This window comes from Micromonospora sp. NPDC049282 (assembly GCF_043197045.1).
GTDB lineage: Bacteria > Actinomycetota > Actinomycetes > Mycobacteriales > Micromonosporaceae > Micromonospora.
Genome location: NZ_JBICSL010000002.1, coordinates 236,407 through 261,473, shown reverse-complemented (window position 1 = coordinate 261,473; position 25,067 = coordinate 236,407). Strand labels below are relative to the sequence as shown.

At 73.8% G+C, this 25,067-nt stretch carries 24 protein-coding genes; 11 read left to right on the top strand and 13 right to left on the bottom strand.

Translation table 11 applies throughout. The features are described from left to right. Positions 1–145: 145 nt before the first annotated feature. From ACGFI2_RS05035 to ACGFI2_RS05020, 4 genes are all read right to left on the bottom strand, one after another. Complete coding sequence (locus ACGFI2_RS05035) at positions 146–646, bottom strand: hemerythrin domain-containing protein (RefSeq protein ID WP_393510799.1); 501 nt, start codon at positions 644–646, stop codon at positions 146–148. Positions 647–756: 110 nt separating this feature from the next. After that, positions 757–2,115, bottom strand: coding sequence for an RNA-guided endonuclease InsQ/TnpB family protein (locus ACGFI2_RS05030; RefSeq protein ID WP_393510797.1), 1,359 nt, complete (start codon positions 2,113–2,115; stop codon positions 757–759). A gap of 63 nt (positions 2,116–2,178) precedes the next feature. Next, positions 2,179–3,042: an NAD(P)H-hydrate dehydratase gene (locus ACGFI2_RS05025; protein ID WP_393510795.1), complete on the bottom strand. Its 864-nt coding sequence runs from the start codon at positions 3,040–3,042 to the stop codon at positions 2,179–2,181. After that, on the bottom strand, positions 3,026–3,757 hold the full coding sequence (locus ACGFI2_RS05020; protein ID WP_393510793.1) for a histidine phosphatase family protein: 732 nt from the start codon (positions 3,755–3,757) through the stop codon (positions 3,026–3,028). The genes ACGFI2_RS05025 and ACGFI2_RS05020 overlap by 17 nt, the downstream gene beginning before the upstream one ends. 164 nt (positions 3,758–3,921) lie before the next feature. Here ACGFI2_RS05020 and ACGFI2_RS05015 point away from each other — a divergent pair, with 164 nt between their 5' ends. Both ACGFI2_RS05015 and ACGFI2_RS05010 read left to right on the top strand, forming a co-directional pair. Continuing rightward, a complete protein-coding gene (locus ACGFI2_RS05015; protein WP_393510791.1) occupies positions 3,922–4,251 on the top strand; it encodes a hypothetical protein in 330 nt (109 codons plus the stop codon). Positions 4,252–4,286: 35 nt separating this feature from the next. Then, positions 4,287–5,270, top strand: coding sequence for a DNA polymerase domain-containing protein (locus ACGFI2_RS05010; protein WP_393510789.1), 984 nt, complete (start codon positions 4,287–4,289; stop codon positions 5,268–5,270). Here ACGFI2_RS05010 and ACGFI2_RS05005 read toward each other — a convergent pair. Continuing rightward, complete coding sequence (locus ACGFI2_RS05005) at positions 5,267–5,773, bottom strand: Lrp/AsnC family transcriptional regulator (protein ID WP_393510787.1); 507 nt, start codon at positions 5,771–5,773, stop codon at positions 5,267–5,269. The genes ACGFI2_RS05010 and ACGFI2_RS05005 overlap by 4 nt on opposite strands. A 72-nt stretch (positions 5,774–5,845) precedes the next feature. Here ACGFI2_RS05005 and pdhA point away from each other — a divergent pair, with 72 nt between their 5' ends. The 4 genes from pdhA to ACGFI2_RS04985 all read left to right on the top strand — a co-directional run bounded on the left by pdhA (position 5,846) and on the right by ACGFI2_RS04985 (position 11,062). After that, the gene (gene pdhA, locus ACGFI2_RS05000; RefSeq protein ID WP_393511618.1) at positions 5,846–7,051 is read left to right on the top strand and encodes a pyruvate dehydrogenase (acetyl-transferring) E1 component subunit alpha; all 1,206 of its coding nucleotides are present in this window, start codon (positions 5,846–5,848) and stop codon (positions 7,049–7,051) included. After that, complete coding sequence (locus ACGFI2_RS04995) at positions 7,051–8,055, top strand: alpha-ketoacid dehydrogenase subunit beta (RefSeq protein WP_393510785.1); 1,005 nt, start codon at positions 7,051–7,053, stop codon at positions 8,053–8,055. Before pdhA ends, ACGFI2_RS04995 begins: the two co-directional genes overlap by 1 nt. A gap of 53 nt (positions 8,056–8,108) precedes the next feature. Next, entirely contained in the window at positions 8,109–9,515 is a 1,407-nt protein-coding gene (locus tag ACGFI2_RS04990; RefSeq protein ID WP_393511615.1) for a dihydrolipoamide acetyltransferase family protein, read from the top strand. Between the two features lie 275 nt (positions 9,516–9,790). Continuing rightward, positions 9,791–11,062 carry an Ig-like domain-containing protein gene (locus ACGFI2_RS04985; RefSeq protein WP_393510783.1) on the top strand — a complete coding sequence of 424 codons (1,272 nt, stop codon included), beginning with the start codon at positions 9,791–9,793 and terminating at the stop codon, positions 11,060–11,062. A gap of 59 nt (positions 11,063–11,121) precedes the next feature. On the opposite strand, the gene ACGFI2_RS04980 is transcribed toward ACGFI2_RS04985, so the two are convergent. Then, entirely contained in the window at positions 11,122–12,141 is a 1,020-nt protein-coding gene (locus ACGFI2_RS04980; RefSeq protein WP_393510780.1) for an SMP-30/gluconolactonase/LRE family protein, read from the bottom strand. A 195-nt stretch (positions 12,142–12,336) separates the two neighbouring features. Between ACGFI2_RS04980 and ACGFI2_RS04975 the strand changes: the two genes are divergently transcribed. Next, positions 12,337–12,696 (top strand): anti-sigma factor antagonist, encoded by a 360-nt coding sequence (locus ACGFI2_RS04975; RefSeq protein WP_393510777.1) that lies wholly within the window; start codon positions 12,337–12,339, stop codon positions 12,694–12,696. A gap of 52 nt (positions 12,697–12,748) precedes the next feature. Here the strand turns inward: ACGFI2_RS04975 and ACGFI2_RS04970 are convergent, their stop codons facing one another. Both ACGFI2_RS04970 and ACGFI2_RS04965 read right to left on the bottom strand, forming a co-directional pair. Further along, positions 12,749–13,117 (bottom strand): FKBP-type peptidyl-prolyl cis-trans isomerase, encoded by a 369-nt coding sequence (locus ACGFI2_RS04970; RefSeq protein WP_393510774.1) that lies wholly within the window; start codon positions 13,115–13,117, stop codon positions 12,749–12,751. Positions 13,118–13,279: 162 nt separating this feature from the next. Further along, a complete protein-coding gene (locus tag ACGFI2_RS04965; protein ID WP_393510771.1) occupies positions 13,280–13,837 on the bottom strand; it encodes a hypothetical protein in 558 nt (185 codons plus the stop codon). A gap of 215 nt (positions 13,838–14,052) precedes the next feature. Between ACGFI2_RS04965 and ACGFI2_RS04960 the strand changes: the two genes are divergently transcribed. Next, entirely contained in the window at positions 14,053–14,751 is a 699-nt protein-coding gene (locus ACGFI2_RS04960) for a CBS domain-containing protein (RefSeq protein ID WP_393510768.1), read from the top strand. A 12-nt stretch (positions 14,752–14,763) separates the two neighbouring features. On the opposite strand, the gene ACGFI2_RS04955 is transcribed toward ACGFI2_RS04960, so the two are convergent. Both ACGFI2_RS04955 and ACGFI2_RS04950 read right to left on the bottom strand, forming a co-directional pair. Beyond that, complete coding sequence (locus ACGFI2_RS04955) at positions 14,764–15,480, bottom strand: helical backbone metal receptor (protein ID WP_393510765.1); 717 nt, start codon at positions 15,478–15,480, stop codon at positions 14,764–14,766. Between the two features lie 28 nt (positions 15,481–15,508). Beyond that, positions 15,509–16,594, bottom strand: coding sequence for a DICT sensory domain-containing protein (locus tag ACGFI2_RS04950; RefSeq protein WP_393510762.1), 1,086 nt, complete (start codon positions 16,592–16,594; stop codon positions 15,509–15,511). Positions 16,595–16,730: 136 nt separating this feature from the next. On the opposite strand from ACGFI2_RS04950, the gene ACGFI2_RS04945 reads away from it, so the two are divergent. Both ACGFI2_RS04945 and ACGFI2_RS04940 read left to right on the top strand, forming a co-directional pair. After that, a complete protein-coding gene (locus ACGFI2_RS04945; protein WP_393510759.1) occupies positions 16,731–17,597 on the top strand; it encodes a hypothetical protein in 867 nt (288 codons plus the stop codon). Positions 17,598–17,846: 249 nt separating this feature from the next. Beyond that, positions 17,847–19,139 carry a hypothetical protein gene (locus tag ACGFI2_RS04940; RefSeq protein ID WP_393510756.1) on the top strand — a complete coding sequence of 431 codons (1,293 nt, stop codon included), beginning with the start codon at positions 17,847–17,849 and terminating at the stop codon, positions 19,137–19,139. Between the two features lie 182 nt (positions 19,140–19,321). Here ACGFI2_RS04940 and ACGFI2_RS04935 read toward each other — a convergent pair whose 3' ends face one another. Next, positions 19,322–19,669 carry an Lsr2 family protein gene (locus ACGFI2_RS04935; RefSeq protein ID WP_393511612.1) on the bottom strand — a complete coding sequence of 116 codons (348 nt, stop codon included), beginning with the start codon at positions 19,667–19,669 and terminating at the stop codon, positions 19,322–19,324. 242 nt (positions 19,670–19,911) lie between these two features. Here ACGFI2_RS04935 and lon point away from each other — a divergent pair, with 242 nt between their 5' ends. Next, positions 19,912–22,248, top strand: coding sequence for an endopeptidase La (gene lon, locus ACGFI2_RS04930; RefSeq protein WP_393510753.1), 2,337 nt, complete (start codon positions 19,912–19,914; stop codon positions 22,246–22,248). 59 nt (positions 22,249–22,307) lie between these two features. Here lon and ACGFI2_RS04925 read toward each other — a convergent pair whose 3' ends face one another. Both ACGFI2_RS04925 and ACGFI2_RS04920 read right to left on the bottom strand, forming a co-directional pair. Further along, a complete protein-coding gene (locus tag ACGFI2_RS04925) occupies positions 22,308–24,068 on the bottom strand; it encodes a DEAD/DEAH box helicase (RefSeq protein WP_393510750.1) in 1,761 nt (586 codons plus the stop codon). A 97-nt stretch (positions 24,069–24,165) separates the two neighbouring features. Continuing rightward, on the bottom strand, positions 24,166–24,993 hold the full coding sequence (locus tag ACGFI2_RS04920) for a hypothetical protein (RefSeq protein ID WP_393510748.1): 828 nt from the start codon (positions 24,991–24,993) through the stop codon (positions 24,166–24,168). Positions 24,994–25,067 lie beyond the last annotated feature (74 nt).

Genomic DNA, 25,067 nt, shown 5'->3' with positions numbered 1-25,067 from the left:
GTGCCCCATCTCGTCCTGACCTGCGGTGCAACCTGCCCAACGGCCGGGGGCGGCGGAGGTTACCCGGCTGTCGGGGACGGCTGGGGTGGCCGGGATGCGTCGGGGCCCGGCCGTCGGCCGGGCCCCGTGCGGACGGACGGAGTGCTCAGGCGGTCACCGCGTCGACGGACTTCTTGACCGCCTTCGGCGCGGTGGGGGTGCGGGGCGCGTCGGCCCGCAGGTCGAGCATGCGCTGGCCGATCTCCTGGAGCTGGTTACGGCCGAGCGCGTCGCGCACCTTCGGGAACCACTCCTGCTCCTCCTCCTCGACGTGGTGCAGCACGTTCTCGATCAGCACCGTCGTCTTGGCGACGAACCGCTCGTCGTCGGCGTCCATGGCGGACAGTTCGAGGCAGAGCACGTCCGCGACGTGGTGCTCCTCGTACGACTCGAGGATGTCGTCCTCGACGTCGGGCACCAGCTTGCGGACCTCCGGGTACATCACCTCGTTCTCCAGGTAGGTGTGCACCGTCAGCGCCTCGAGGATCTGCGTGACGATCTTCCCGCGCCTGCTCGCCGGTCCGTCCTCGGCATCCTGGAAGGCCTTGAACAGTCGGCGGATCTCCTTGTGGTCCTCCTTGAGCAGGACGATCGCGTCGGTGGACACCGGGTTACCTCCTAGGTCGGGCTGACGATGCCCCCCTACCCGGCGTCCGACCAGGACAAACAGACCGGGCCCGGCGATCGTCGCCAGGCCCGGTCCGAGGGTGCGGGAGATCACTGCGCCTTGACGTGGTCCATGTGCTGCGGATCGACCGCTGCGCGATCCGCCGTATCGTGAAGGGGTGCGCGTTGTTGCCGCACGCCAGCTCCCACGGATCGATGTATTGACATCCTCTCCGCCCTTGAGGTGGAGATTCTCTCCACGCTGCGCGTGGTACGCGCAGCGTCCGAGTGGGTTCCCGCTTCTCTGCGCGCGGCCGGGACAGAAACCGGTCTTACATGCGCTCCACGGGCGTTGAGGTCCGCCTGTCCAGCGGCCCTGATGTTCTTCGCAGCGTTCACGTCGCGATCGTGGGTAGTTCCGCACGGGCATTCCCACGCCCGGACGTCGAGCGCCATCTTTTCGCCGACACTGCCACAGTCGGAGCACATCCGCGTGGATGGGAAGAACCGGTTCACCCTTCCGAACGTCCGCCCGTACCGAGTGGCCTTGTACTCCAGCATGGCGATGAAGCTGGCCCAGCCTGCATCGTGCACCGATTTGGCGAGCCTGGTGCGGACGAGACCACTGACGCATAGATCCTCGACGTATACCGCTTGGTTCTCACGGATCAACTTCGTGGATAGCTTGTGCTGCCAGTCGCGCCGGGTGTCGGCTACCCGCGCGTGCGCCTTGGCGACCCTTGCCACGGCCTTCTTGCGGTTGTTGCTGAGGCGCTGCTTGCGCGAGAGGTCTTGCTGCAAACGCTTGAGCCTACGGGCGGCTCGACGGAGCAGTTTTGGCGCGGCGACCTTGGTGCCGTCGGACATGACGGCGAAATGCGTCAGTCCCAAGTCGATCCCGGTCTCGGATTTGACCGGCGGCAGGATCTCGTCCTCTCGTGTAGTGACGACGAACGAGGCATAGTAGCGACCCGCCGCATCCCGAATGATCGTGACGCTGGATGGCGCGGAGGGCAAGCGCCGTGACCAGCGCACGTGCAGGTCGCCTATCTTAGGCAGTCTGAGCTTGCCGTCGTCAACGATCGCGAAACGGGAGTTCTTGGTAAAGCGAATGGCCTGTCGGGAGTCCTTGCGGGAACGGAACCGAGGCGGGGCCACCTTGCGTCCCTTGCGCCTGCCCGAGAGCGAGGCGAAGAAATTGCGGTAGGCGGTGTTCAGATCCGCCAAAGCTTGCTGTAGAACTACGGCGGACACCTCGCTCAGCCACGCCCGTTCGGATCTGAGCTTGGCCTCGGTGATCACCCGACGCGACAGGTCCCCATCGGGAATGTACTTCTCGCCCGCCTCATGGGCGGCCTGGCGCAGCCGCAGCCCGTCATTGAAGACAACCCGTGCGCATCCAAAGGCTCCGGCCAGCTTCTCCTGCTGGCCCGGCGTCGGATACATCCGATACTTGTAACGGAGCTGCACGACATCACTGTGCCATGGCTCTATGGCCTGACCCGACGACATCCGTTCCCGCGCGTCGCGGCGTCAGACCGTCGCCAGGGTGTACGGGATCTCGTCCAGCAGCTCGCGGGCGAGGAAGCCGATCCGGCCGTACCGGGGCACCAGCCGCTGCCCGCTCACCGCGTGCGCGAACGCCGCCCAGCAGGCCGCCTGCGCCGGGTCGGCGCCCCGGGACAGCAGCCCGGCGAGCAGGCCGGCCCGCACGTCGCCGCTGCCGGAGGTGCCCAGGCCGGCGTCGCCGCTCTCCTCCCGCCAGGCCCGGCCGTCCGGGGTGGCGATGTGGCCGTACAGCGACACCACCGCCTCGTACCGGCCGGCCAGCTCGACCGCCTCGGCGTCCAGGTCGTCGCCGGGGTCGCGGTCGAGCAGGTGCCGGGCCTCGGTGAGGTTCGGGGTGAGCACCACCTTGCGGTCGGAGCCGACCAGCAGGCCCGGTTCGTGGCTGAGCGCGCCGAGCGCGTACGCGTCGAGCACCAGCGCGGTCTCCCGGCCGGCCGCGTCGAGCACCAGGCGCAGCAGCTTCCCGGTGGCGTCGATGTCCGTCAACCCGGGGCCGACCGCCACCACGTCCGCGTCGGCGACCAGGCCGCCGAGCACGTCACCGGGGTCGCCCCGGACCGCGCCCTCGTCGGTTTCCGGCAGGCCGACCACAAGCGCCTCGGGGACCTGGATGCTGAGCGACGCGGCGGTGGACTCGGCGGTGGCCAGCTGGAGCACACCGGCGCCGGCGCGCAGCGCGGCGACGCCGGCGAGCAGCACCGCCCCGGGGGTGAACCGGGAGCCGCCGACCACCAGCACCGTGCCCCGTGCCTCCTTGCCGCCGGAGGGCACCGGCAGCGCCCAGTCCCGCAGCAGCGCGGGGGTGATCACATCAGACCGGCTCGGCATGGACCTCGTCCTCCCTGGTGGGCCGCGCCCCCTGCCGGTGCAGGTGGGCGACGTCGTTGAACATCTCCGGGCGGAGCCGCCCGGCGTCGTCGGCGCGCCAGCCGGTCACCGAGCAGTTGGCGATGACGTGCTCGCGGGTGAGCCCCATCAGCTCCGCCTCGGTGAGCCCCTCCACCAGATAACGGAGCAGGAAGACCAGCGCGTCGTGGCCGAACAGCAGCACCCGGCCGCCCTCGTGGTCGCGGCGCAGGTCGCCGAGCAGCGCGCGCAGCCGCAGCGCCACGTCCGTCCACGACTCGCCGCCCGGCGGGCGGTAGTAGAACTTGCCGAGCCGGTCGCGCCGTCGCGCCTCCTCCGGGTGGCGCCGGCGCACCCCGTGCCCGGTGAGCCCGTCGAGGATGCCGAGTTCCCGGTCGCGCAGCCGCTCGTCGCGGCTCATCGGCACGCCGGTGCCGGCCAGCGCCAGCTCGGCGGTGCGCAGGGCGCGCAGGTACGGCGACACCACGGCCACCTCGGGCCGGCGCCCCTCGGGCAGGCCGGCCAGCCACCGCCCGGTGGCCCGGGCCTGCTCCTCGCCGGTCGGCGACAGCGGCACGTCCGCGTCCCGGTGGGTGAGGTCGATCAGCTCCGCGCCGGACGTCTCGGCCGTGGTGGCCGCGACGTTCGCGGTGCTCTCGCCGTGCCGGACGATCCAGAGCTCTGCCAACTCCGCCATGCGGCTCCCGGTACCCGGGGTCCGCGCCGGGTAACCGCGCGGGCCCGGCCGGTGTGCGCGCCGTCGCCGGTCGTCGGGCGCCCCGGTCCCGGGGCAGCGCGAACCGGCATCGACACGGCACAATCCCCGCCGGGCGGAGGTGGTCCGCTCCACGGGAGGTGGGCATGTCGACGGTGGTGCGGGGGCTGCGCGAGGCGCTGCTGCTCTTCGTGATCGCGGTGCTGGTGATCGGGGTGGCGGTCGGCGTCTGGGTCGCGATCAGCGGGGGTGACTTCGTGCACCGGGTGGGGGTGGCGTTCATGTTGGTCGGCGGCTTGATCGGGATGACCGGCGACCTGACGTTGAGCCGGATCGGCATGTTGCCGGCCCGGTCCACGTTCGGCCTGGCGCCGGAGCGGGAGGACGGCGGCGGTGGCCGGGTGCTCACCGGCGTCGGCATCTTCCTCTTCGTCTCGATCCCGCTGATCGCGTTCGGGATCCTGCTGGTCACCTGAGGAGATGCCGGCGCGACGCCGGCCGGTGCCCTACGGTGTGGGGCGTGGCGACCGCGGCGGCCGAGGAGATCCGGGTGGGGGAGCGGCTGGTCCGCGTCTCCAGCCCCGACAAGCCCTACTTCCCGGCACGCGGGTTGACCAAGCTGGACGTGGTGCGCTACTTCCTCGCCGTCGGCGACGGGATCCTGCGCGCGCTGCGGGACCGGCCGACCATGCTGGAACGCTGGCCGCGCGGGGTGTTCGAGGGCGCGAAGGTGGCCACCCGGCAGACCAACAAGGGCGACGCCTTCTACCAGAAGCGGCTGCCGGCGGGCGCGCCCGACTGGGTACGCACCGCGCACATCACGTTCCCCAGCGGCCGGACCGCCGACGAGGTGGCCCCGACCGAGCTGGCGGTGGTGATCTGGGCGGCCAATCTGGGCACCCTGCGCTTCCACCCGTGGCCGGTGTCGAAGGCCGACGTGGAGCGCCCCGATCAGTTGCGCATCGACCTGGACCCGATGCCGGGGGTGGAGTTCACACAGGTGGTGCCGGTTGCCCACGAGGTGCGGGCGTTCCTGGCCGAGCTGGGCATGGAGGGCTTCCCGAAGACCACCGGCGGGCGCGGCATCCACGTCTATCTGTCGATCGAGCCGCGGTGGAGCTTCGGCGAGTGCCGGCGGGCGGTGCTGGCGCTCGGCCGGGAGATGCAGCGTCGGCTGCCCGACCTGGTCACCACGACCTGGTGGCGCGACCAGCGTGACCGGCCCGTCTTCGTCGACTACAACCAGATGGCCCGCGATCACACCATGACCTCGGCGTACTCGATCCGGCCGACGCCGGCGGCGCTGGTCTCCGCGCCGCTGGACTGGTCGGAGCTGGACGACGCCCGGCCGGAGGACTTCGACGTGCTCAGCATGCCGGCCCGGTTCGCCGACCGCGGCGACCCGCACGCCGGCCTGGAGGGTCGCCGGCACTCGCTGGAGCCGCTGCTGGAGCTGGCTGACCGCGACGGCCTGGAGTCGCCGCCCGAGCGCTAGGCCCAGGGGCTCTGGGTGCCGTCGAACTCCTCGAAGACGAGCCAGGTGCGGGTGGCGAGGACCCCGGCGATGCTCTGCACCCGGTCGAGCACCACGTCCCGCAGGGTGGCGTTGTCCGGCGCGCGGACCAGCGCCAGCACGTCGTGCTCGCCGCTGAGCAGCGCCGCGTGCTCGATGTAGCGCACCTGGGCCAGCTCGGCGGAGACCTCCCGCCAGGTGTTCTGCTCGATGGTCAACGCGATGTACGCCGAGGTGCCCAGCCCGGCCGGCTCGGGCGCCACCCGCGCGGTGAAGCCGGTCAGTACGCCGTCGCGCAGCAACCGTTCCACCCGGGCGTACGCGTTGGTGCGCGAGACGTGCACCCGTTCGGCCAGCGTGCGGATGGAGAGCCGGGCGTCGGCGACCAGCTCGCCCAGGATCCGCCGGTCGACCTCGTCGAGCGGCCCGGCCGAACGTCCCGTTCCGCCCGCCGCGCCCGCTGTGGCGCCGGTCTCCTGGCTCACCGCGCTCACCTCCCTGTGCCATTCGTCCCGCGTTCATCGCGGATGTTGAGTCAATCATCCCTGAGCAGGAGCATAGGGCCACCACACGTCCAGGAGGTCCCCGCCGTGACGACCACACCCCAGGCGGTCCGCAGGGCATCCCCGCGCACCCGCCGGCCGGCCACCCCGGCCGCCACCGACCCGTCGGCCGGCCTGCTGCCGCAGCCCGAGCCGGTCCGGCTGCTCGACCCGGACGGCACCGCGCTGCCGCCCCGCGACGACTACCCCGAGCCGCCGATCGAGACGCTGCGCGAGATGTACCGGCGGATGGTCGTCGGCCGCCGCTTCGACACCCAGGCCACCGCGCTGACCAAGCAGGGCCGGCTCGCCGTCTACCCGTCCGCGCGTGGCCAGGAGGCCTGCCAGGTCGGCGGCGTGCTCGCGCTGCGCGACTCGGACTGGGTCTTCCCCACCTACCGGGAGTCGATGGCGCTGACCACGCGCGGCCTCGACCCGGTCGAGGTGCTCACCCTGCTGCGCGGCGACTGGCACTGCGGGTACGACCCGGCCGTCACCCGCACCGCCCCGCAGTGCACCCCGCTCGCCACCCAGTGCGTGCACGCCGCCGGCCTGGCCTACGGCGAGTCGTACCAGGGGCGGGACACGGTGGCGCTCACGTTCATCGGCGACGGCGCCACCAGCGAGGGCGACTTCCACGAGGGGATCAACTTCGCCGCCGTGTTCAAGGCCCCGGTCGTGTTCCTGGTGCAGAACAACAAGTACGCGATCAGCGTGCCGCTGTCCCGGCAGACCGCCGCGCCGAGCCTGGCCTACAAGGGCGTCGGCTACGGCGTGCCCAGCGAGCAGGTCGACGGCAACGACCCGGTGGCCGTGCTGGCGGTGCTGAACCGCGCGATCGCGCACGCCCGGTCCGGCCGGGGCCCGTACCTGATCGAGGCGCACACCTACCGGATGGAGCCGCACACCAACGCCGACGACCAGACCCGCTACCGCGACGCCGACGAGGTCGAGGCGTGGCGCGACCGCGACCCGATCGCCCGGCTGGAGGCGTACCTGCGGTCCCGGGGCGTGCTGGACGACGCCGCGGTCGCGGCGGTCGCCGAGGAGGCCGAGGCGTACGCCGCGACGCTGCGCCGGCGGATGGACGAGCAGCCCACCGTGGACCCGCTCAGCCTCTTCGACCACGTCTACGCCGAGCCCACGCCGCAGCTGGTGGAGCAGCGGGAACTGGTCCGGGCCGAGCTGGCCGCGGCCCGCGACGAGGAGGGGGACGCCTGATGGCCACCGTGACCATGGCGAAGGCGCTCAACGCCGCGCTCGCCGACGCGATGCTCGACGACGAGCGGGTGGTCGTCTTCGGCGAGGACGTCGGCCAGCTCGGCGGCGTCTTCCGGATCACCGACGGGTTGCAGGCCCGCTTCGGCGACAAGCGCTGCTTCGACACCCCGCTCGCCGAGGCGGGCATCGTCGGCTTCGCGGTCGGCCTGGCCATGTCCGGGCTGCGGCCGGTGGTCGAGATGCAGTTCGACGCGTTCGCGTACCCGGCGTTCGAGCAGATCGCCTCGCACGTGGCGAAGCTGCGCAACCGCACCCGGGGCGCGCTCAGCGTGCCGATCGTCATCCGGGTGCCGTACGCCGGCGGCATCGGTGGCGTCGAGCACCACTGTGACTCGTCCGAGGCCTACTACGCGCACACCCCCGGGCTGAAGGTGGTCACCCCGGCCACCGTCGAAGACGCGTACTCGCTGCTGCGTGCCGCGATCGACGACCCGGACCCGGTGGTGTTCCTGGAGCCGAAGAAGCTCTACTTCTCCAGCGGCCAGGCGGAGCTGCCGGCGCGCACCGACCCGATCGGCACGGCCGTGGTACGCCGACCGGGCACCGACGCGACACTCGTCGCGTACGGCCCGGCGGTGCCGGTGGCGCTGGCCGCGGCGGAGGCGGCCCGCGAGGAGGGCTGGGACCTGGAGGTGGTCGACGTGCGCAGCATCGTGCCGTTCGACGACGCCACGGTCACCGCGTCGGTCCGCCGCACCGGCCGTTGCGTGGTGATCCAGGAGGCGCAGGGCTTCGCCGGGGTCGGCGCCGAGATCGCCGCCCGGGTGCAGGAACGCTGCTTCCACGCGCTGCACGCACCGGTGCTGCGGGTGTCCGGGCTGGACATCCCCTATCCCGCGCCGATGCTGGAACACACCCACCTGCCCTCGGTGGACCGGGTGCTGGACACCGTGGCCCGGTTGCAGTGGGACGACCAGCCCGACACCCGGTGGGCAGCGGCATGAGCGAACGCACCGAGCGCAGCGAGGGCCGTGCGGGCATGCCCGGTCGGCACGGCATGAGCGAACGCACCGGCACCGTGGGGACCCGCGACTTCCTCCTGCCCGACCTGGGCGAAGGGCTGAGCGAGGCGGAGATCGTCGAGTGGCGGGTCGCCGTCGGCGACGTGGTCACCGTGGACCAGACCGTGGTCGAGGTGGAGACCGCCAAGGCGGTGGTCGACGTGCCGTGCCCGTACCCGGGTCGGGTCGTGGCGCTGCACGGCGTGGCGGGTGAGGCCCGCCCGGTCGGCCAGCCGCTGATCACCATCGCGTCGCTCGACGGCGGCGACGCCGCGGACCCGCACGCCACCTACCGCGAGGAGGAGCGGGCCGGCTCCGGCAACGTCCTGATCGGGTACGGCACCGGGCACGGCGGCCCGGGTCGGCGGCGTCGCCGGCCGCGCCTGTCGGTCGCCCCCGAGCCCGGCGTGTCGGCGCAGCCGGAACCGTCCGCGTCGGCGACGCCGGGCGCGGCGGGGGCCGCCCCGGTGGGAACCGCCGACCGGCCGGCCGCGGCGCCGCTGGTCATCTCGCCGATCGTGCGGCGACTGGCCCGGGAGCGGGGCGTCGACCTGGCGTCGCTGCGCGGCACCGGCCCCGGGGGCGTGATCCGCCGCGCCGACGTCGAGGCGGCGACCGCGCCGGCGGCCCGGCTCGCCGCGGTGCCGGACGCGCACGCCCCGGCCGCGTCCGGCCCGGACGGGCGCGTCGGGCTCGCCCCGGCCGGCGACGGCGACGTGATCGTCCCGCTCACCGGCATCCGGAAGGTCATCGCGGACAAGCTCTCCCGCAGCCGCCGGGAGATCCCCGAGGTGACCATCTGGGTCGACGTGGACGCCACCGGGCTGCTGGAGACCAGGGCCGCGATCAACGCCGCGACCCCGGACGCGCCGGTGAGCATCCTGGCCCTGCTGGCCCGGATCTGTCTCAGCGGCCTGCGGAGGTATCCGCAGCTCAACGCGCGGGTCGACACCGAGGGCCAGCAGATCGTGCAGTCCGCCGGGGTGCACCTGGGCATCGCCGCGCAGACCGACCGGGGCCTGGTCGTGCCGGTGCTGCGCGACGCCCAGCGGCTCACCACCGGGGAGTTGGCCGCCGCGCTGGCGGAGACCACGGCGGCGGCCCGGGCGGGCACGCTGCCGCCCGGGCGGCTGACCGGCGGCACGTTCACGCTCAACAACTACGGCGTGTTCGGGGTGGACGGCTCCACGCCGATCATCAACCACCCGGAGGCGGCGCTGCTCGGCGTCGGGCGGATCGTGGACAAGCCCTGGGTGGTCGACGGTCAGCTCGCGGTCCGCAAGGTGACCCAGCTCAGCCTCACCTTCGACCACCGGGTGTGCGACGGCGGTGTGGCGGGCGGGTTCCTGCGCCACGTGGCCGACTGCGTCGAACGCCCCGCCCTGCTGATCGCGAACGTCTGAACCGCCCGGCCCCGGCCCGCACCGGCCGGGGCCGGCCTGAACTCGCCCGCCTCGTCCCGGAGCCGGCGTCGCGCCTCGCAGGAGGCGGAACGAGACTCCCGGGAAGAGAGAAGGCGACTCCACACGACCCGGACGATCGGGCCGGGGTAATACCGATCCGGTAGCCGCCGGACCATCTCGCGCAGCCGTTTCCGAGCAATTCCGCCGAAGGTGCCACCCCGTGACGCCGGGCCTACAGAATGTGGGCGAGGGGGTTCGGAAATGGGGGGCGAAATATGTTTGTGAGGCGGCGACTGACGCTTTTCGCGATGACCGTCGCGGCCGCGCCGCTGGCGGTCGGCGCGTGCACCGCCGGTCCGAAGTCGGTGGTGAAGCAGGCCGAGGCGGCGCCGCCGTCGGTCACGGTGACGCCGGCCGACCGGGCTCGCGACGTGCCGATCAGCGCGGAGGTGGGCACGCGGGTCAGCAACGGCAGGGTGACCGGCGTGAGGCTCACCGACGACAAGGGGCGTCCGGTGGCGGCGCAGGCGCGCGAGGACGGATCCGGCTGGGTGCCGGACCGCCCGCTGGCCAATTCCCGGACGTACACCGCCGAGGTGACCGCGGCCGGCGATTCCGGGAAGACCACGACGCGGAAGACGACGTTCACGACGATGGCCAAATCCACCAAACCGGCCGTCACCAGCGAATTGTATTTCCAGGACAAACAGACGTACGGGACGGCGATGCCGGTCGTGCTCGGGTTCGACCCGCCGATTCCGGAACAGGCGCGGGCGGACGTGCAGCGCCGGCTGTTCGTCAAGACCGACCCGCCGCAGCCGGGCACCTGGTCGTGGATGTCCGACGGCAAGCAGGCCGAGTACCGGGCGCCCGACCACTGGAAACCCGGCACCAGGATCAGCGTGCGCAGCGCGCTGGAGGGGCTGCCCATCGGCAAGGAGGCGGTCGGCGACTCCGACCGCGTGGCCACCGCCAGGGTGGGCCGGCAGGTGTCGCTCGACATCGACAACACCACCAAGCAGATGACGGTCTACCAGGACGGCAAGGTGCTCAGGAAGCTCCCGGTCAGCCTCGGCAAGCCCAGCACGCCGAGTTCCAGCGGCACCATGGTGATCATGGAGAAGCACGAGCACACCACGTTCGACACCCGGGGCGAGCCGGACGGCGGCTACGTGGTCGACGTGGACGACGCGCAGCGGCTGACCTGGGGCGGCGAGTTCATCCACTCCGCGCCGTGGTCGGAGGGGGAGCAGGGCTACAACAACACCTCGCACGGCTGCACGAACGTCTCGGCCGCCGGGGCCGACTGGTTGATGGGCATCACGCAGGTCGGTGACCTGGTGACCGTCAAGGGCACCGAGGTGAAGCTCCAGCCGGGCAACGGCTTCACCGCCTGGAACGTCAGCTGGGACGAGTTCGCCAAGGGCAGCGCGCTGCCCGTACCGACGGGGCTGAAGCCCACGCAGAGCCCGACGCCGCATCCGGGCGCGGTGGCCGGCGGGTCCGCGCCCGCTCCCACCCCGACCAGGAGCAACAGCGGCGGCTGAAACCGGGGAGGAACGGCCACGGGCCGGCCCGCGTCCGCGCGGGTCGGCCCGACGCCGGCTCAGTCCAGGTCGACGCGGGCCACGCCGGTCGCGGTGAGGCTGCCCAGCCAGAGCCGCCGGCCGTGCTGCCGCACGCCGGTGACCATCGGGTACGCGCCGCTCGGCCCGTGCAGCGTCCGCAGCACCCGTCCCGCGCCGTCGACCAGCGCGACCAGCCCGTACCGACGCGGCTGCGGCTGCACCGCCCCGGGCAGCAACGCGACGAGCTGGCGGACCCGGGGATGGGGCAGCAACCGTTCCATGACCGGCAGCCGGGGGCTGGGCAGGGCGATCCAGTACGTCCCGTCGCCGACCGCGGAGACGTTGTCCGGGTACGCCGGCAGGTCGGCCAGCACGGTGACCCGTCCGTCCGGCAGGTCCACCCGCACCAGCCGGTGGGTGGCGGTCTCGACCAGCATCAGCGCCGACTCGTCCGGGGTGAGCGCCAGCCCGTTCGGGAAGTAGAGCCCGCCGGCCACCACGTCGGTGCGCCCGCTGCGCCGGTCGTACGCCAGCACCCGCCCGTTGGGCCGGTGCTCCAGCAGGTCCCGCTTCCAGTGCGAGAGCGGGAACCGGTCGGACGAGTCGGTGAAGTAGACGGTGCCGTCGCGGGCCACCGCCGCGTTGTCGGCCAGGTGCACCGGCGGCGCGGTGCCGGTCAGCTCGTGCACCACGCCGGCCGGGTCGACCCGCAGCAGTCCCCGGTAGGCGTCGCAGACCAGCAGCCCGCCGTCGACCGGGTCCAGCTCGATGCCGAGCGGCCGGCCGCCGGTCTCGGCGAGCAGCGTGGGGCGGGTGCCGGCCGGGGCGTCCACCGGCCACCACCAGAGCCGGCCGTCCTCGTCGCCGCTGATCGCGCGGCCGTCGGCGTCGATCACCACGTCCTCCGGCCCGTGCCCACCGTCGGGCAGCGGCAGCAGGTCGGCCCGGTCCAGCCGGGTGTCGCCGGGTGCCCAGGCCCCGGCCAGCGGTGGCGGCACCGTCGCCGGCTCGCGGACCGGGCGGATCAGCAGGGGGACGCGCGGGCGGGGGACGGCCATCGGGTCATTGTGAACCCGCCGGCGCTCCGGCGGGGAGCCCTCCACCCGGCGTGTCCGTCCTCGGGGGCGGTCTGCGGCGGCCGGGCGGGCGGCTGCGGGATGACCCTGAGGCGGCTCGGGGTCGGCACCGGACGCTACCCGGAACCCGCCGCCGAGCAGCCGGAACTGTCGGTGGGCGGGGGTAGGTTTGCCGGTATGACGGACAGCGGGGACCGCTTCTCGGTGGTGATGGAGGTGCTCGACCACGTGGTCGAGCTGCGCCCGGTGGGCGAGATCGACATCGCCACCGTGTCGGCGTTCCGGGCCGCGCTCTGGGCGGCGCCGGCGCGGCCGGTGGTGCGCGTCGACCTGTCCGGCGTGTCGCTGCTCTCCGCCGCCGGGGTGCGCGCCCTGGCCGCCGCCCACCTGCGGGTCCGGGCCCGCGGGGGCGAGCTGGTGCTGGTCGACCCGGCGCCGGTGGTGGCCCGGGTGCTGCGGGTCACCGGCCTGCACCGGGTCGTTGCGGTGCGCGAGTCGGGCCGCGCCCGGGAGCTGCTCACCTGCGTCGCCGCCTGAGACGCGCCGGGCCGCCGGCACGACGCCGACGGCCCGGTGGTCGGGGAAGGGCTCAGCGCACGCCGAGCAGGTCCACCACGAAGACAAGCGTCTCGTTCGGCTTGATGACGCCGCCGGCGCCCCGGGCGCCGTAGCCCAGGTGCGGCGGGATGGTGAGCTTGCGCCGCCCGCCGACCTTCATGCCGATCACGCCCTGGTCCCAGCCGGCGATGACCTGGCCGCCGCCGAGCGGGAACTCGAACGTCTCGCCCCGGTTCCACGAGGCGTCGAACTCGCGGCCGGTGGAGTGGGCCACCCCCACGTAGTGCACGCTGGCCAGCTGGCCGGCGTGGGCCTCCGGGCCGTCGCCGACCGTGATGTCCTCGATGACGAGATCGGCGGGCGGGGCGCCCTCGATCGGGCCAATCTCGGGCTTCTCCATGAGCGGGTCTCCTCGGTGCTGACGGTGTGGTCACCGTCGATCCTGCCGGATCGCGACCGGCCGATACGCGCCGGTACCCGCCTCACCGCCGACCTCGCCCGCCGGGGCGTACGACGAGGCGGGCGTCGCCTGTCGGCGACGCCCGCCCGGGGCGACCTGCGCTCACTTCAGCCAGGGGAGGCGCTGGACCAGGGGGAGCTTCGCCCAGGCCCGGCCGAGGCCGAGGGTGTTGCCGGCGCCGACCAGGGCCAGGCCGGCGAGCAGGCCCGCGTAGATGAGGTGGTCGTCCATGAAGGGGTTGTTCGCCGGGGGCAGCACGGCCGTCCACATCAGGACCAGCAGCAGTCCGCCGGCGACGGCGGCGAGCCGGATGCCGATGCCGAGCAGCAGCGCCACGCCGATGCCGAGCAGGCCGAGCATGAACAGCCAGTCCGCCCAGGCCGCGCCGGCGATGTCGTGGTAGACGTCCGCGAACGGGCCGGCCACGGCGTTGCCCAGGAAGCCCTTGGTCGGGCTGCCGCCGTTGATCCAGGCGTTCTTCGCCGGGGTCTCGTGCCCCAGGCCGAACATCTTGTCCAGGAAGGCCCAGAGGAACACCCAACCCAGGGCGATCCGCAGCCCGGCCCAGACGTACCGGGTGGCCTTCTGGCGGGGGGTCTCGACCGCCGGAGCGATGGTGGCGGCGGGGGTCCGCTCGGTTGTCGCGGTCATGGTGTCCACGTCCCTTCCTGTGCCTCGCACCGCGCTTCGGTGGCATCTCCATTCCACCGCCCGGCGGCGGCCGGGAGCAGGGCCGAGGGTGCCCTTCCGACCGGGTCATTGGTCCCGTCCGGACCCGGTCCGGTCGGCCTGTCGCGGCCGGTCCGCCGCCCCTGCCGCGGCGGCCGGCCGGCGGCCTAGCGTTCCTGGTGAAGGCCCGGCACGAGGAGGTCGTGATGAGGACGTGGCAGGTGGCCGACGTGATGACCAGGGACGTGGCGACCGTGGGTGCGGACACGCCCTACCGCGACATCGTCGATGTGCTGGTCCGGGAGCGGGTCAGCGGGGTGCCGGTGGTGGACTCGTTCCGCCGGGTGCTCGGGGTGATCTCCGAGGCGGACCTGCTGCACAAGGTGGAGCGGTCCGGCCGGCCCGACGAACGCCGGGTGTTCTCCGGGCGGCGGCGGCGTGTCGCCCGGGAGAAGGCGGGCGCGCTGGTGGCCCGGGACCTGATGACCGCGCCGGCGGTCACCACCCACGAGCGGGCCGCGCTCGCGGCGACGGCCCGGCTGATGGACCGCGAGGCGGTCAAGCGGCTGCCGGTCCTCGACGACCTCGGCCGACTGGCCGGCATCGTGACTCGGGGCGACCTGCTCCGGGTGCACCTGCGCACCGACGCCGAGATCCGCGAGGACGTGGTCCAGGAGGTGCTGCGCCGGGTGCTCGCGGTCCGGGACGGCCTGGTCACCGTGCAGGTCCGTGGCGGCGAGGTCACCATGGACGGGCGGCTGGACCGCCGCAGCGCCGTCGATCTCGCCGGCCGTCTGGCCGGCCAGGTCGCCGGCGTGGTCGCGGTGCACAACACCATCTCCTACGACGTGGACGACACCACCCTGATGGAGCTGGATCCGGTGCACGCCACCCCGATCGCGTGACCGGATCCCGGCTCAGACCGGCGTGGCGAGCTGGGCGGCGAGCAACGCCGGCGCCTCCGCCAGCGACGGGCCGTACCAGGTGAGGTGCCGGCCGGAGACCAGCACCGAGGGCACCCGCGGGAACGCCTCCGGCCCGTCGTCGGCGGTGAACCGGTACGGCTCGTCGGGCAGCACCACCAGCTCCGCCGCCCGGGCGCGCAGCTGGTCGAGCGTCGGGCGCGGATAGCGTTCCGGATCGGTGTCCCAGGCGTTGACCACGCCGAGCCGGCGCAGCACGTCCCCGGCGAACGTGTCCCGGCCCAGCACCACCCACGGTCGCCGCCACACCGGCACCACCGCGGTGCGGACCCGCTCCGGCGCGGGCGGCGCGGCCCAGGCCCGCCGGGCCGCCCGCAACCAGGGCGGCTCGGCCGGGCTCCCGAGCGCGGCGACGAGCGCGCCGAGCTGGTCGAGCGCCTCCGGCACGGTACGCGGGAAGGTGACCCGCACCTCGATCCCGGCCGCGCGCAGCGCGTCCGCGTCGGCGAGCCGGTTCTCCTCCTCGTTGAGCAGCACCAGGTCGGGCGCCAGGGCGAGAACGCGATCCAGGTCGGGGTATTTCGTCCCGCCGACCCGGGGGACGTCCAACCCGGCCGGGTGCGTGCACCAGTCGGTCGCGCCGACCAGGACCTCCGGCCTCGTCGCCGCGACCGCCTCGGTCAGCGACGGCACCAGCGACACCACCCGCACGCCGTCCTCCCCTCGTACCGACCCGTCCTCAGCGGGCCCCGACCGTGGCGGCGGGCTCCGGCGGCAGGCCCGCCACGGGCACGCCCTCGCGTACCGCCCACTCCACGGCGGCCCGCAGGTCCGCCGTCGGCAGCGGCCGCCTGGCGGTCACCGCGACCGCCGCGTGCACCGAGTAGGCGACGAACGGGAACGACCGGGCCAGCCCGCCGATCGCGTCGTGCAGCCGGCCCACCACGGCCAGCGCCTCCGGTTCCCCGAGCGCCGGCAGGACCAGCTGGAACTCGTTGTCGGCGACCCGGACCGCCCGGTCGACCGGCCGCAGCACCCCGGTGACCGCGGCGAGCAGGGCCTGGCCCTCCCGGGCGGCGCTGCGCCGGCCGAAGCGTTCCGGCGAGCCGGGCGGTTCGTCCACCCGTAGGCCGACCAGCGCCACCGGCAGGGTGCCGGAGGCGGTCACCCCGTCCGCCCCGCTCCACCGGCGCAGGCCGGGGTCGTCGAGCATCCCGTCCGTCGTCTCGACCGGCGGCGCGCCACGGTCACCCCGCCGGGCGAGCAGCCGCAGCGCCGACTCGGCCCGGGCCTCGCCCGGACCGGCCGGGATGTCCCGCACCCGGGCCACCGCGTCGTCGAGCGCCGACCGGGCCGGGCCGGGCAGCCGCTCGGCCAGCCGCTCCCGCAGCCGGATCACCTCGTGCAGCGCCGCGTCCCGGCGGAACCCCCAGTGGCCCTCGAAGAGCCGGCCGGCCTCCAGCGTCGCGGCCGGCGTGACCTCACCCCGGTCGTGGGCCACCAGGGTGGCGCCGAAACGGGGGGTCAACGCCACCACGCTCCACTCCCTGGCCAGCTCCTCCGCCTCGTCCAGCACCACGCCGTGGGCCCCGTCGGGCAGATCCGGCGGAGGAGCGCCGACCATGCCGACCACGGTGGCGGCCGCCCGGCCGGCGATGCGCCGGTAGATCGCGCGCTCCCGTTCGAAGTACGGCAGCCGCTGGAAGAGCGCGAACACGACCAGCGGGCCGTCCTCGGCCTCCGCCAGCGCGGCCCGCTCGATGGCGTGGGAAACGGCGACGAGACTGCGTTTGGTGAACCGTTCCGGGGTCAGTCCGCTGTGCACCCGCCGAGCCTAGATCGCCGGACCGGGCGACGCACCGCCCGTCGGGCGTCCGGATTCCGCCGCACCGCCGAGGCGGCCTCCATGATCGACGCCCTACACTCGGACGTCGACCGAGCGACGGACGGATTGTGGCGAGATGACGAGCACCGGCAGCGTGGCGGCCTCCTGGCTGCGGCCGATCCCGTCCGGCGCCGCGCCGCGCCTCGTCCACGCCGGCCATGTCGGGTACGCCGACCGGCGGCTCGGCGAACTGGCGCAGGGCCGTCCACCGGGGGTCACCGGCAGCCAGTGGAGCACCGCCGGGCGGGCCCGCCTCGACCTGGTGGTCTGCGCCGCCGACACCGGCCTGCCGCAGTTCGCCGTGCGCTTCGGCGCGCCCGCGCCCGACGGATCGCCCGCCCGCCGGGCCGAACGACTCACCGACGCGGTCTGCGCCGCCCTGGGCCTGCCGCTGCTGCGGGTCGAGTCGTCGGCGCTCGACGGCGGCGAGCAGGTCCGCCGGTTCGTCGAGTACGTGCTCGACGCCCGCGCCTACGCCGAGGGCACCGACCCGGACGGCGGGGAAACGGTCGGGTTCCGCGACATCGTGGGCCGCCTGCCGGACGGCCGGCGTGGTCCGGTCAACGACCTCGGCGCGCTGGCCCGGGCCGATGCGGTCGAGGCGTACGTGGCGGGCCGGCTGGCCGACCCGATCGTGCGCGGTCTGCACGTGCGGTGGACGGACGGGCCGGCGGAGGGCTGGGGCTGGGTCGAGGTGCGGCCCGGTCGCTGCCTGCTGGAGCGGGTACGGCTCGCGTCCCGGGGCTTCTCCTGCGGGGTGGACCCGGGCCGGCTCGCCGAGGACCTGGCCGCGGCGGCGTTGGGGGAGCGGCTGCGTGACCTCGACGGCGGCGCGACGTCGCTGGTGGACCGGGACGATCTGCGTGGGCAGGTGCGTCGTCTCGCCGCCCGGCGGGAGTCCTTCGACGGCGGCTTCGCGTTCGACCATCTCTGCGCGGACTGATCCGCCCGTTCCGGCCGCCGGCCGGGCCATCGATTTTTTTCCGATCTCCGGTTGAACCTTCGCCGACGGCGCTCCGTACCTAAGCGGGAATGGACGCAGATCTTCCGCCGCGCCCGGACGGCGCGGAAGACGGTGCGGAGAGGGCATCGTCGGCCATTGACGCGCGACCACGGCGTCGCAGTGATCCCACCCCGAGGAATTCCGCCGGGGTCACCAGTCAACTACCGGATCGAGAAGGAGAGCAATTCGATGCGCAGGTCCACACGGGCGCGCCGGTCATCCGGTAACGCGCGGAGCAAGCGGGTGCTGGCCGTGGTCGGCACGCTCGCCGTCTTCGGCGGCATTGTCGCCGTCACCCAGATCTCGTCCGCCCAGGACCAGCGGAGGACCACCCGTGCCGCCTCGGCGTCCTGCGTGGCCTCGAGCCCGGGGGCGACTGCTCCGGGCGGCCAGGGCAGCACCACCCGGACCTGGCAGAACGGTCGCTGGGTTCGCAACCACTGGGGTGACGGCCAGATGTCCGCGGCCGAGTGTCAGCAGACGAACGCGGGCGGTGCCGGCGCCGGCACGCCGACCGTGGCCTGCCCCGACGTCAAGAGCAAGCTGCCGCAGGTGCCCGACCGGGCCCGCGCCGAGGTGGACCGTAACCTGGCCCTGCTGGACACCCAGATCGCCGAGGCGAACCGGCGGCTGGCGGCGGACGGCCGCAAGGGTGGCAACTTCATCAACAACGCCATCCTCCGTCCGCTCGCGGACAAGCGGACCGCCACGCTCAACCGGATCGCCACGGCCATCGGTCGTGGCGGCCAGCGCCCGCAGGGCCTGGACAAGCTCGCCCAGTGCGCCCTCGCCGACAACGCGCAGAACGGCGGCAACAACGGCGGTCAGACCGGCGGCAACAACGGTGGTCAGACCGGCGGCAACAACGGTGGTCAGACCGGCGGCAACAATGGCGGTCAGACCGGCGGCAACAATGGCGGCGGCCAGACCGGCGGCGGCCTGCAGGCGCTGGCCAAGGACTGCACCAATAGCCAGCTGGAGGCGCACAACGGCTTCCAGAACGGCAACCGGTGCGTGAGCACCTCCTTCGGTGAGGTCGGCGCCGCGGCGAACAACCCGTCGCTGCTGATCACCGAGTTCCCGAACCAGGTGCAGCGCAACCAGCCGTTCACCCTCCGGGTCACCACCAAGAACCTGGTGCGGGACCGCTTCCTCGCCGCCGGGCAGGGTGGCTACTACATCGAGAGTTCGCTGCTCAACGACCAGGGCCTGGTCCGCGGTCACTTCCACACCGCGTGCCGGATGCTCGGCAGCACCCGCCAGCCCCCGAACCCGCAGGACGTGCCCGCCTTCTTCGTCGCCACCGAGGACGGCGGGGGCGGAAACGAGCCGGACGACGTGCTGATCCAGATTCCGGGCCTGCCGGACTCGGGCCTGGCCCAGTGCTCGGTCTGGGCCGGTGACGGCTCGCACCGGATCCCGATGATGGAGCGGGCCAACCAGACCCCGGCCATCGACGTGGTGCGCATCCAGGTCAACTGACCGTACGACGACGGCCGGAGCCGCCCGGGGGACGACCTCGGGCGGCTCCGGCCGTTCGCGGTGCGGGAAAATTGGTGCCGTCCTGTTCCCGCCCCGCGAAATTTGTCGACCGGGCAAAACTCGACCGGGGCCACACCGATTTCTCGGCGTGACCCCGGGGTGCCCGACGGTGAACCGGGAGCTCAGCGGTTCTTGTACGCCTCCACCACCGAGACCGGGATGCGCCCACGCTCGGAAATCTCGTAGCCGTTCTTGGCGGCCCATTCGCGGATGGCGCGGTTCTGCTCGCGGTCCATTCCGGAGGTGCTCGGCCGGGCGGCGCGACGGGTCGTGCGGCCGGCGTCGACGGGGCCGCGACCGATGCGCCGGCCAGCGCTGATGTAGGGGTCCAGGGCCTTACGCAGGACGCCCGCGTTCTCGTCGGAGACGTCGATCGTGTACGCCACGCCGTCCAGGCTGAACTCGACGGTCCGATCGGCCTTTCCGCCGTCGAGGTCGTCGGTCAGAACGGTGATTACTTTCCTTGCCATCGCCATTACTCCCTGTGTCGGGCGGGGTGTGGCTAAGAGTTTGACCTACCTGGCGGTAATTTCGCAACAATACCCGCCCCGTTCCATTCGGCGGGTCGCGAAATCGGCGGCCGGCAAAAGGCCGGCGCGGGTCGTGGCGTGGCGTTCGCGCCGGGCGAGTGTCCTGAGTCACAGACTGGAACAAGGGGCACGGTTTGTTACTTGAGTCAGACACGCTCAACCAACGTGATGGCAGGTGTTCGATGGCAACTCTTCCGGTACTTCCCCTGACCGACGCCGTCCTGCTGCCCGGGATGGTCATCCCGGTGACCCTCGACCCGACCACCCAGGCCGCGGTCGACGCGGCCCGCGCGACCGGCGACAAGAAGCTGCTGGCCGTGCCCCGCATCGACGGCGAGTACGGCTCGGTCGGCGTGGTCGCGACCATCGAGAAGGTGGGCCGGCTGCCCAGCGGTGAGCCGGCGGCCGTGGTCCGTGGCCTCGCCCGCGCCCGTATCGGCTCCGGCGTGCCCGGCCCCGGCGCCGCCCTCTGGGTCGAGGCGACCGCCCTCGACGAGCCCGCCCCCGCCGGCCGAGCCCGGGAACTGGCCCGCGAGTACCGGGCGCTGACCACCTCGGTGCTCCAGCAGCGCGGCGCCTGGCAGGTCATCGACGCGATGGAGCGGATGACCGACCTCTCCGAGCTGGCCGACTCGGCCGGCTACGCGCCCTGGCTCAGCCTGGCGCAGAAGACCGAGCTGCTCGCCGCGCCGGACGTCACCGCCCGGCTGGAGCTGCTGGTCGGCTGGGTGAAGGAGCACCTGGCCGAACAGGAGGTCACCGAGCAGATCAACAGCGACGTCCGCGAAGGGCTGGAGAAGTCCCAGCGCGAGTTCCTGCTCCGGCAGCAGCTCGCCGCGATCCGCAAGGAACTCGGCGAGGACGAGCCGGACGGCTCCGCCGACTACCGGGCGCGGGTCGAGTCCGCCGACCTGCCGGACAACGTCCGCGAGGCGGCGACGCGCGAGGTCGGCAAGCTGGAACGGGCCAGCGACGCCTCACCCGAGGCGGGTTGGATCCGTACCTGGCTGGACACGGTCCTCGAGATGCCGTGGAACACGCGTACCGAGGACAACACCGACCTGGCCGCGGCGCGGGCCGTGCTCGACGCCGACCACGCCGGTCTGGCCGACGTGAAGGACCGCATCCTGGAGTACCTCGCGGTGCGCAACCGCCGCGCGGAGCGCAACCTGGGCGTGGTCGGGGGGCGCGGCTCCGGCGCGGTGCTCGCCCTGGCGGGCCCGCCCGGCGTCGGCAAGACCAGTCTCGGCGAGTCGGTCGCCCGGGCGCTCGGGCGAAACTTCGTCCGGGTCTCCCTCGGCGGGGTACGCGACGAGGCGGAGATCCGGGGCCACCGGCGCACCTACGTCGGCGCGCTGCCCGGCCGGATCGTGCGGGCGCTGCGCGAGGCCGGCTCGATGAACCCGGTCGTGCTCCTCGACGAGGTCGACAAGCTGGCCGTCGGTTACTCCGGCGACCCGGCCGCGGCCCTGCTGGAGGTGCTCGACCCGGCGCAGAACCACACCTTCCGCGACCACTACCTCGAGGTCGACCTCGACCTGTCCGACGTGCTCTTCCTGGCCACCGCCAACGTGGTGGAGACCGTGCCCGGCCCGCTGCTGGACCGGATGGAGCTGGTGACGCTGGACGGCTACACCGAGGACGAGAAGGTGGCCATCGCCCGCGACCACCTGCTGCCCCGGCAGCGGGAGCGGGCCGGGCTGACCGCCGAGGAGGTGACCGTCGCCGACGAGGCGCTGGCGCTGATCGCCGGGGAGTACACCCGGGAGGCCGGGGTCCGGCAGCTCGAACGGGCGCTCGCCAAGATCCTGCGCAAGGTGGCCGTCGCGCTGGCCACCGAGCCCGCGCCGGTACGCGTCGACGCCGGTGGCCTGGCCCGCTACCTGGGCCGGCCGAAGTTCACCCCGGAGTCGGCCGAGCGGACGGCGGTGCCCGGCGTGGCGACCGGCCTGGCCGTCACCGGCGCCGGTGGCGACGTGCTGTTCATCGAGGCCACCGGCATGGAGGGCGAGCCGGGGCTGACCCTCACCGGCCAGCTCGGCGACGTCATGAAGGAGTCGGCGCACATCGCGTGGTCGTACCTGCGCGCCAACGGGCGGCGGTACGGCCTGGACCCGAACGCCCTCGCCGGGCGCCGGATCCACCTGCACGTGCCGGCGGGCGCGGTGCCCAAGGACGGTCCGAGCGCCGGCATCACCATGGTGACCGCGCTGGCGTCCCTGGTCACCGGCCGGCCGGTCCGGCCCGAGTTCGGGATGACCGGCGAGGTGACGCTCTCCGGCCGGGTGCTGCCCATCGGCGGCGTGAAGCAGAAGCTGCTCGCCGCGCACCGGGCCGGCCTGGCCGAGGTGATCATCCCGAAGCGCAACGAGCCGGACCTGGACGACCTGCCCGCCGAGGTCCGGGAGGCACTCACCGTGCACACCCTCGCCGACGTCGCCGACGTGCTCGCGCTGGCGCTGCGGCCGGCCGAGGTGGACGCGCAGAGCCTCGGGGGCCAGCCGCTCGCCGCGGCCTGACCTGATCGCCGCACGTCACCGCGCCCGGATCGACCACCGTCCGGGCGCGGTCGGCGCTGCTACCGGCGGTCGCGCCGGTCCCGGCCGTCGAAGCGGCGCTCGCCGCCCCCGTCGCCCTCGCCGTCCCGGTCGCGCCGGACGGTCGCCTTGCGGCCCTTGATGGTGCTGCCGCGCAGCCCTGCGATCACCTCGTCGGCCAGCCCCTGCGGCACCTCGACAAGCGAGAACCGGTCCGCGATCTCGATCGAGCCGATGTCCCGACCGCTGGCCCGGGTCTCCCCGGTGATCGCGCCGACCAGGTCCTGCGGACGTACCCCGGCCCGCCGGCCCAGGCCGATGAAGACCTGCGTGGTGCCGGCGGCGCGCGAGCGGACCGCGCCGCGCCGGTCCCGGCTGTCGGTCCCGGGCCGTCCCTCCCGGTTCGCGCGGACGGCGACCTGCGGGATCTCCTCCTCGTCGGCGGTGCCGGGCAGCGTGGCCTCGTGCGCCAGCCGGACCGCGGCGAGCGCGACCTCCATCAGGTCGAACTCGTCGGTCAGCGACTCGACGACCGCCCGGAACGGCTCCAGGTCGTCCTCGAGCAGGGCCTCCCGCACCGCGGCCTGGGTCAGTTCGAACCGCCGGGTCCGCAGGTCGGCGACCGTCGGGATCTTGTCGATGGTGATCCGCTGGCCGGTGACCCGCTCGATCGTCTTGAGCATCCGGTGCTCGCGCGGCTCGGCCAGGGTGATCGCCACCCCCTCGCGCCCGGCCCGGCCCACCCGGCCGATCCGGTGCACGTACGCCTCCGGCGCCGACGGGACGTCGTAGTTCACCACGTGGGTGAGCTGCTCGACGTCCAGCCCTCGGGCCGCCACGTCGGTGGCGACCAGCAGGTCGGCGGTGCCGCCGCGCAGCCGACCCATCACCCGGTCCCGCTGCTCCTGGCTCATCCCGCCGTGCAGCGCCTCGGCCCGGTAGCCCCGGCCGTTCATCGTCTCGGTGAGCCGGTCCACCTCCTCCCGGCTGCGGCAGAACACGATCGCCGCGGTGGGCGACTCGATGTCCAGCACCCGGCCCAGCGCGGCCGGCTTGTGCGCCCGGGCCACCAGGTAGGCGCTCTGCCGCACCTTCGGCGCCGCCCCGGCGACCGGGCGTTCGCGCTCGATCCGGATGCGGACCGGGTCGGTCAGGTGCTGGCGGGCCAGGCCGTCGATCCGGGCCGGCATGGTGGCCGAGAAGAGCACCGTCTGCCGGCCCTCGGGGGCGTGCTCCAGGATCGCCTCGATGTCCTCGGCGAAGCCCATGTCGAGCATCTCGTCCGCCTCGTCCAGCACCACGGTGGCCAACGAGCCCAGCCGCAGCGTGCCGCGGGCGATGTGGTCGAGCGCGCGCCCGGGCGTCGCCACCACCACGTCGACCCCGTGGTCGAGGGCGCGCAGCTGCCGGCCGATCGGCTGGCCGCCGTAGATCGGCAGCACCCGGGCGCCCAGATCCTTGCCGTAGCGGTGGAACGCCTCGGAGACCTGCACGGCCAGCTCCCGGGTCGGCACCAGCACCAGCGACACCGGTTCACCGTCCGGACGCCCCACGGGCATCCGCTGCAGCAGCGGCAGCGCGAACGCGGCGGTCTTGCCGGTGCCGGTCGCCGCCTGTCCGAGCAGGTCCCGGCCGGCCAGCAGCGGCGGGATGGCCTCGTTCTGGATCGGGGTCGGCTCCTCGTAACCGAGGGCGGACAGCGCCCCCAGCAGTTCGGCGCGCAGCCCGAGATCCGCGAAGGCGGGGGTGTCCTCGGCGTCGGCGGGGGCGGTGGGGTCGGTCGGGGTCGGTGCGGCGCTCATGTGGCAAGCCTTTCATCACGGCCGGACGCGGGTCGCGGCGACCGGCGCAAACGTTCGCCGCGCCACCCGGGCCGTCCCCTCCGGTGCCCCGGCCGGGTCACCGGGACAGGACGGCCAGCAGCGTGGTGGTCCCGACCGCCACGTCCAGCACGCCGCACCACTGCGCGTACGCCTGGGGCACCACCCGGGCGGCCCGGTGCTGCCAGGCGTCCCAGCCGGCGTGGCCGAGCCACCCCAGACCGACCAGCACACCGGCGACGCCCGCCGGCGCGGCGGCAGCCACGGCGGCGAGACCGCCCCAGCCGGCCAGCCCGGCCAGCTGGACCGCGAGCTGCCGCCGGTCGGCCCACTGCCGCCGCCAGGTGCCGAGGAACAGGTAACCGGCCGGAAGCACCAGCAACGTCCAGGGCGGGACCACGGTCGGCGCGAACCACATGTCGGCCGTCACGAGCAGCGCCAGAGCGGCCGGCCAGCGTCGCGCCACGGCCGCCGCCACCGGATGCCGGCGCGGGGTGACGCCGGGCGCGTGCTGGTGCCGCAGCGCCACCAGCACCATCGCCGGGACCATCAGCAGGTGGCCGCCGAGCATCAGCGTGTGATCGCCGACCAGGCCGGCCCACCAGGGCGGGAGGAGCAGGAGGAACGGCACGAACATGGCCGCCGTCATCTCCGCGGTGGCGGCCCACCCGTCACCGCGGTGCCACATCCAGGCGACCATGCCCAGGGACATGTCCGTCGCCATGACCAGCGCGGCGACGTCCGCCCGGGCCAGCACGCCCGCGCCACCGAGCGCCTGCCCGCCCGCCTGCCACAACGGGCCGAGCAGCACCATGCCGGCCACCATCGCCACGACCATCCCGGCCAGGTGCCGGGTCCGCGTCCACCCGGCCCGCGACCGGGGTACGTCCATCGTCATCTCCGTCATGCCCCGACCCTGCCGGGCCCGGGCGCGCGGAAACAGGCGCGTCCGTCACCGGGAAACCGTGCGCGACGCACGGA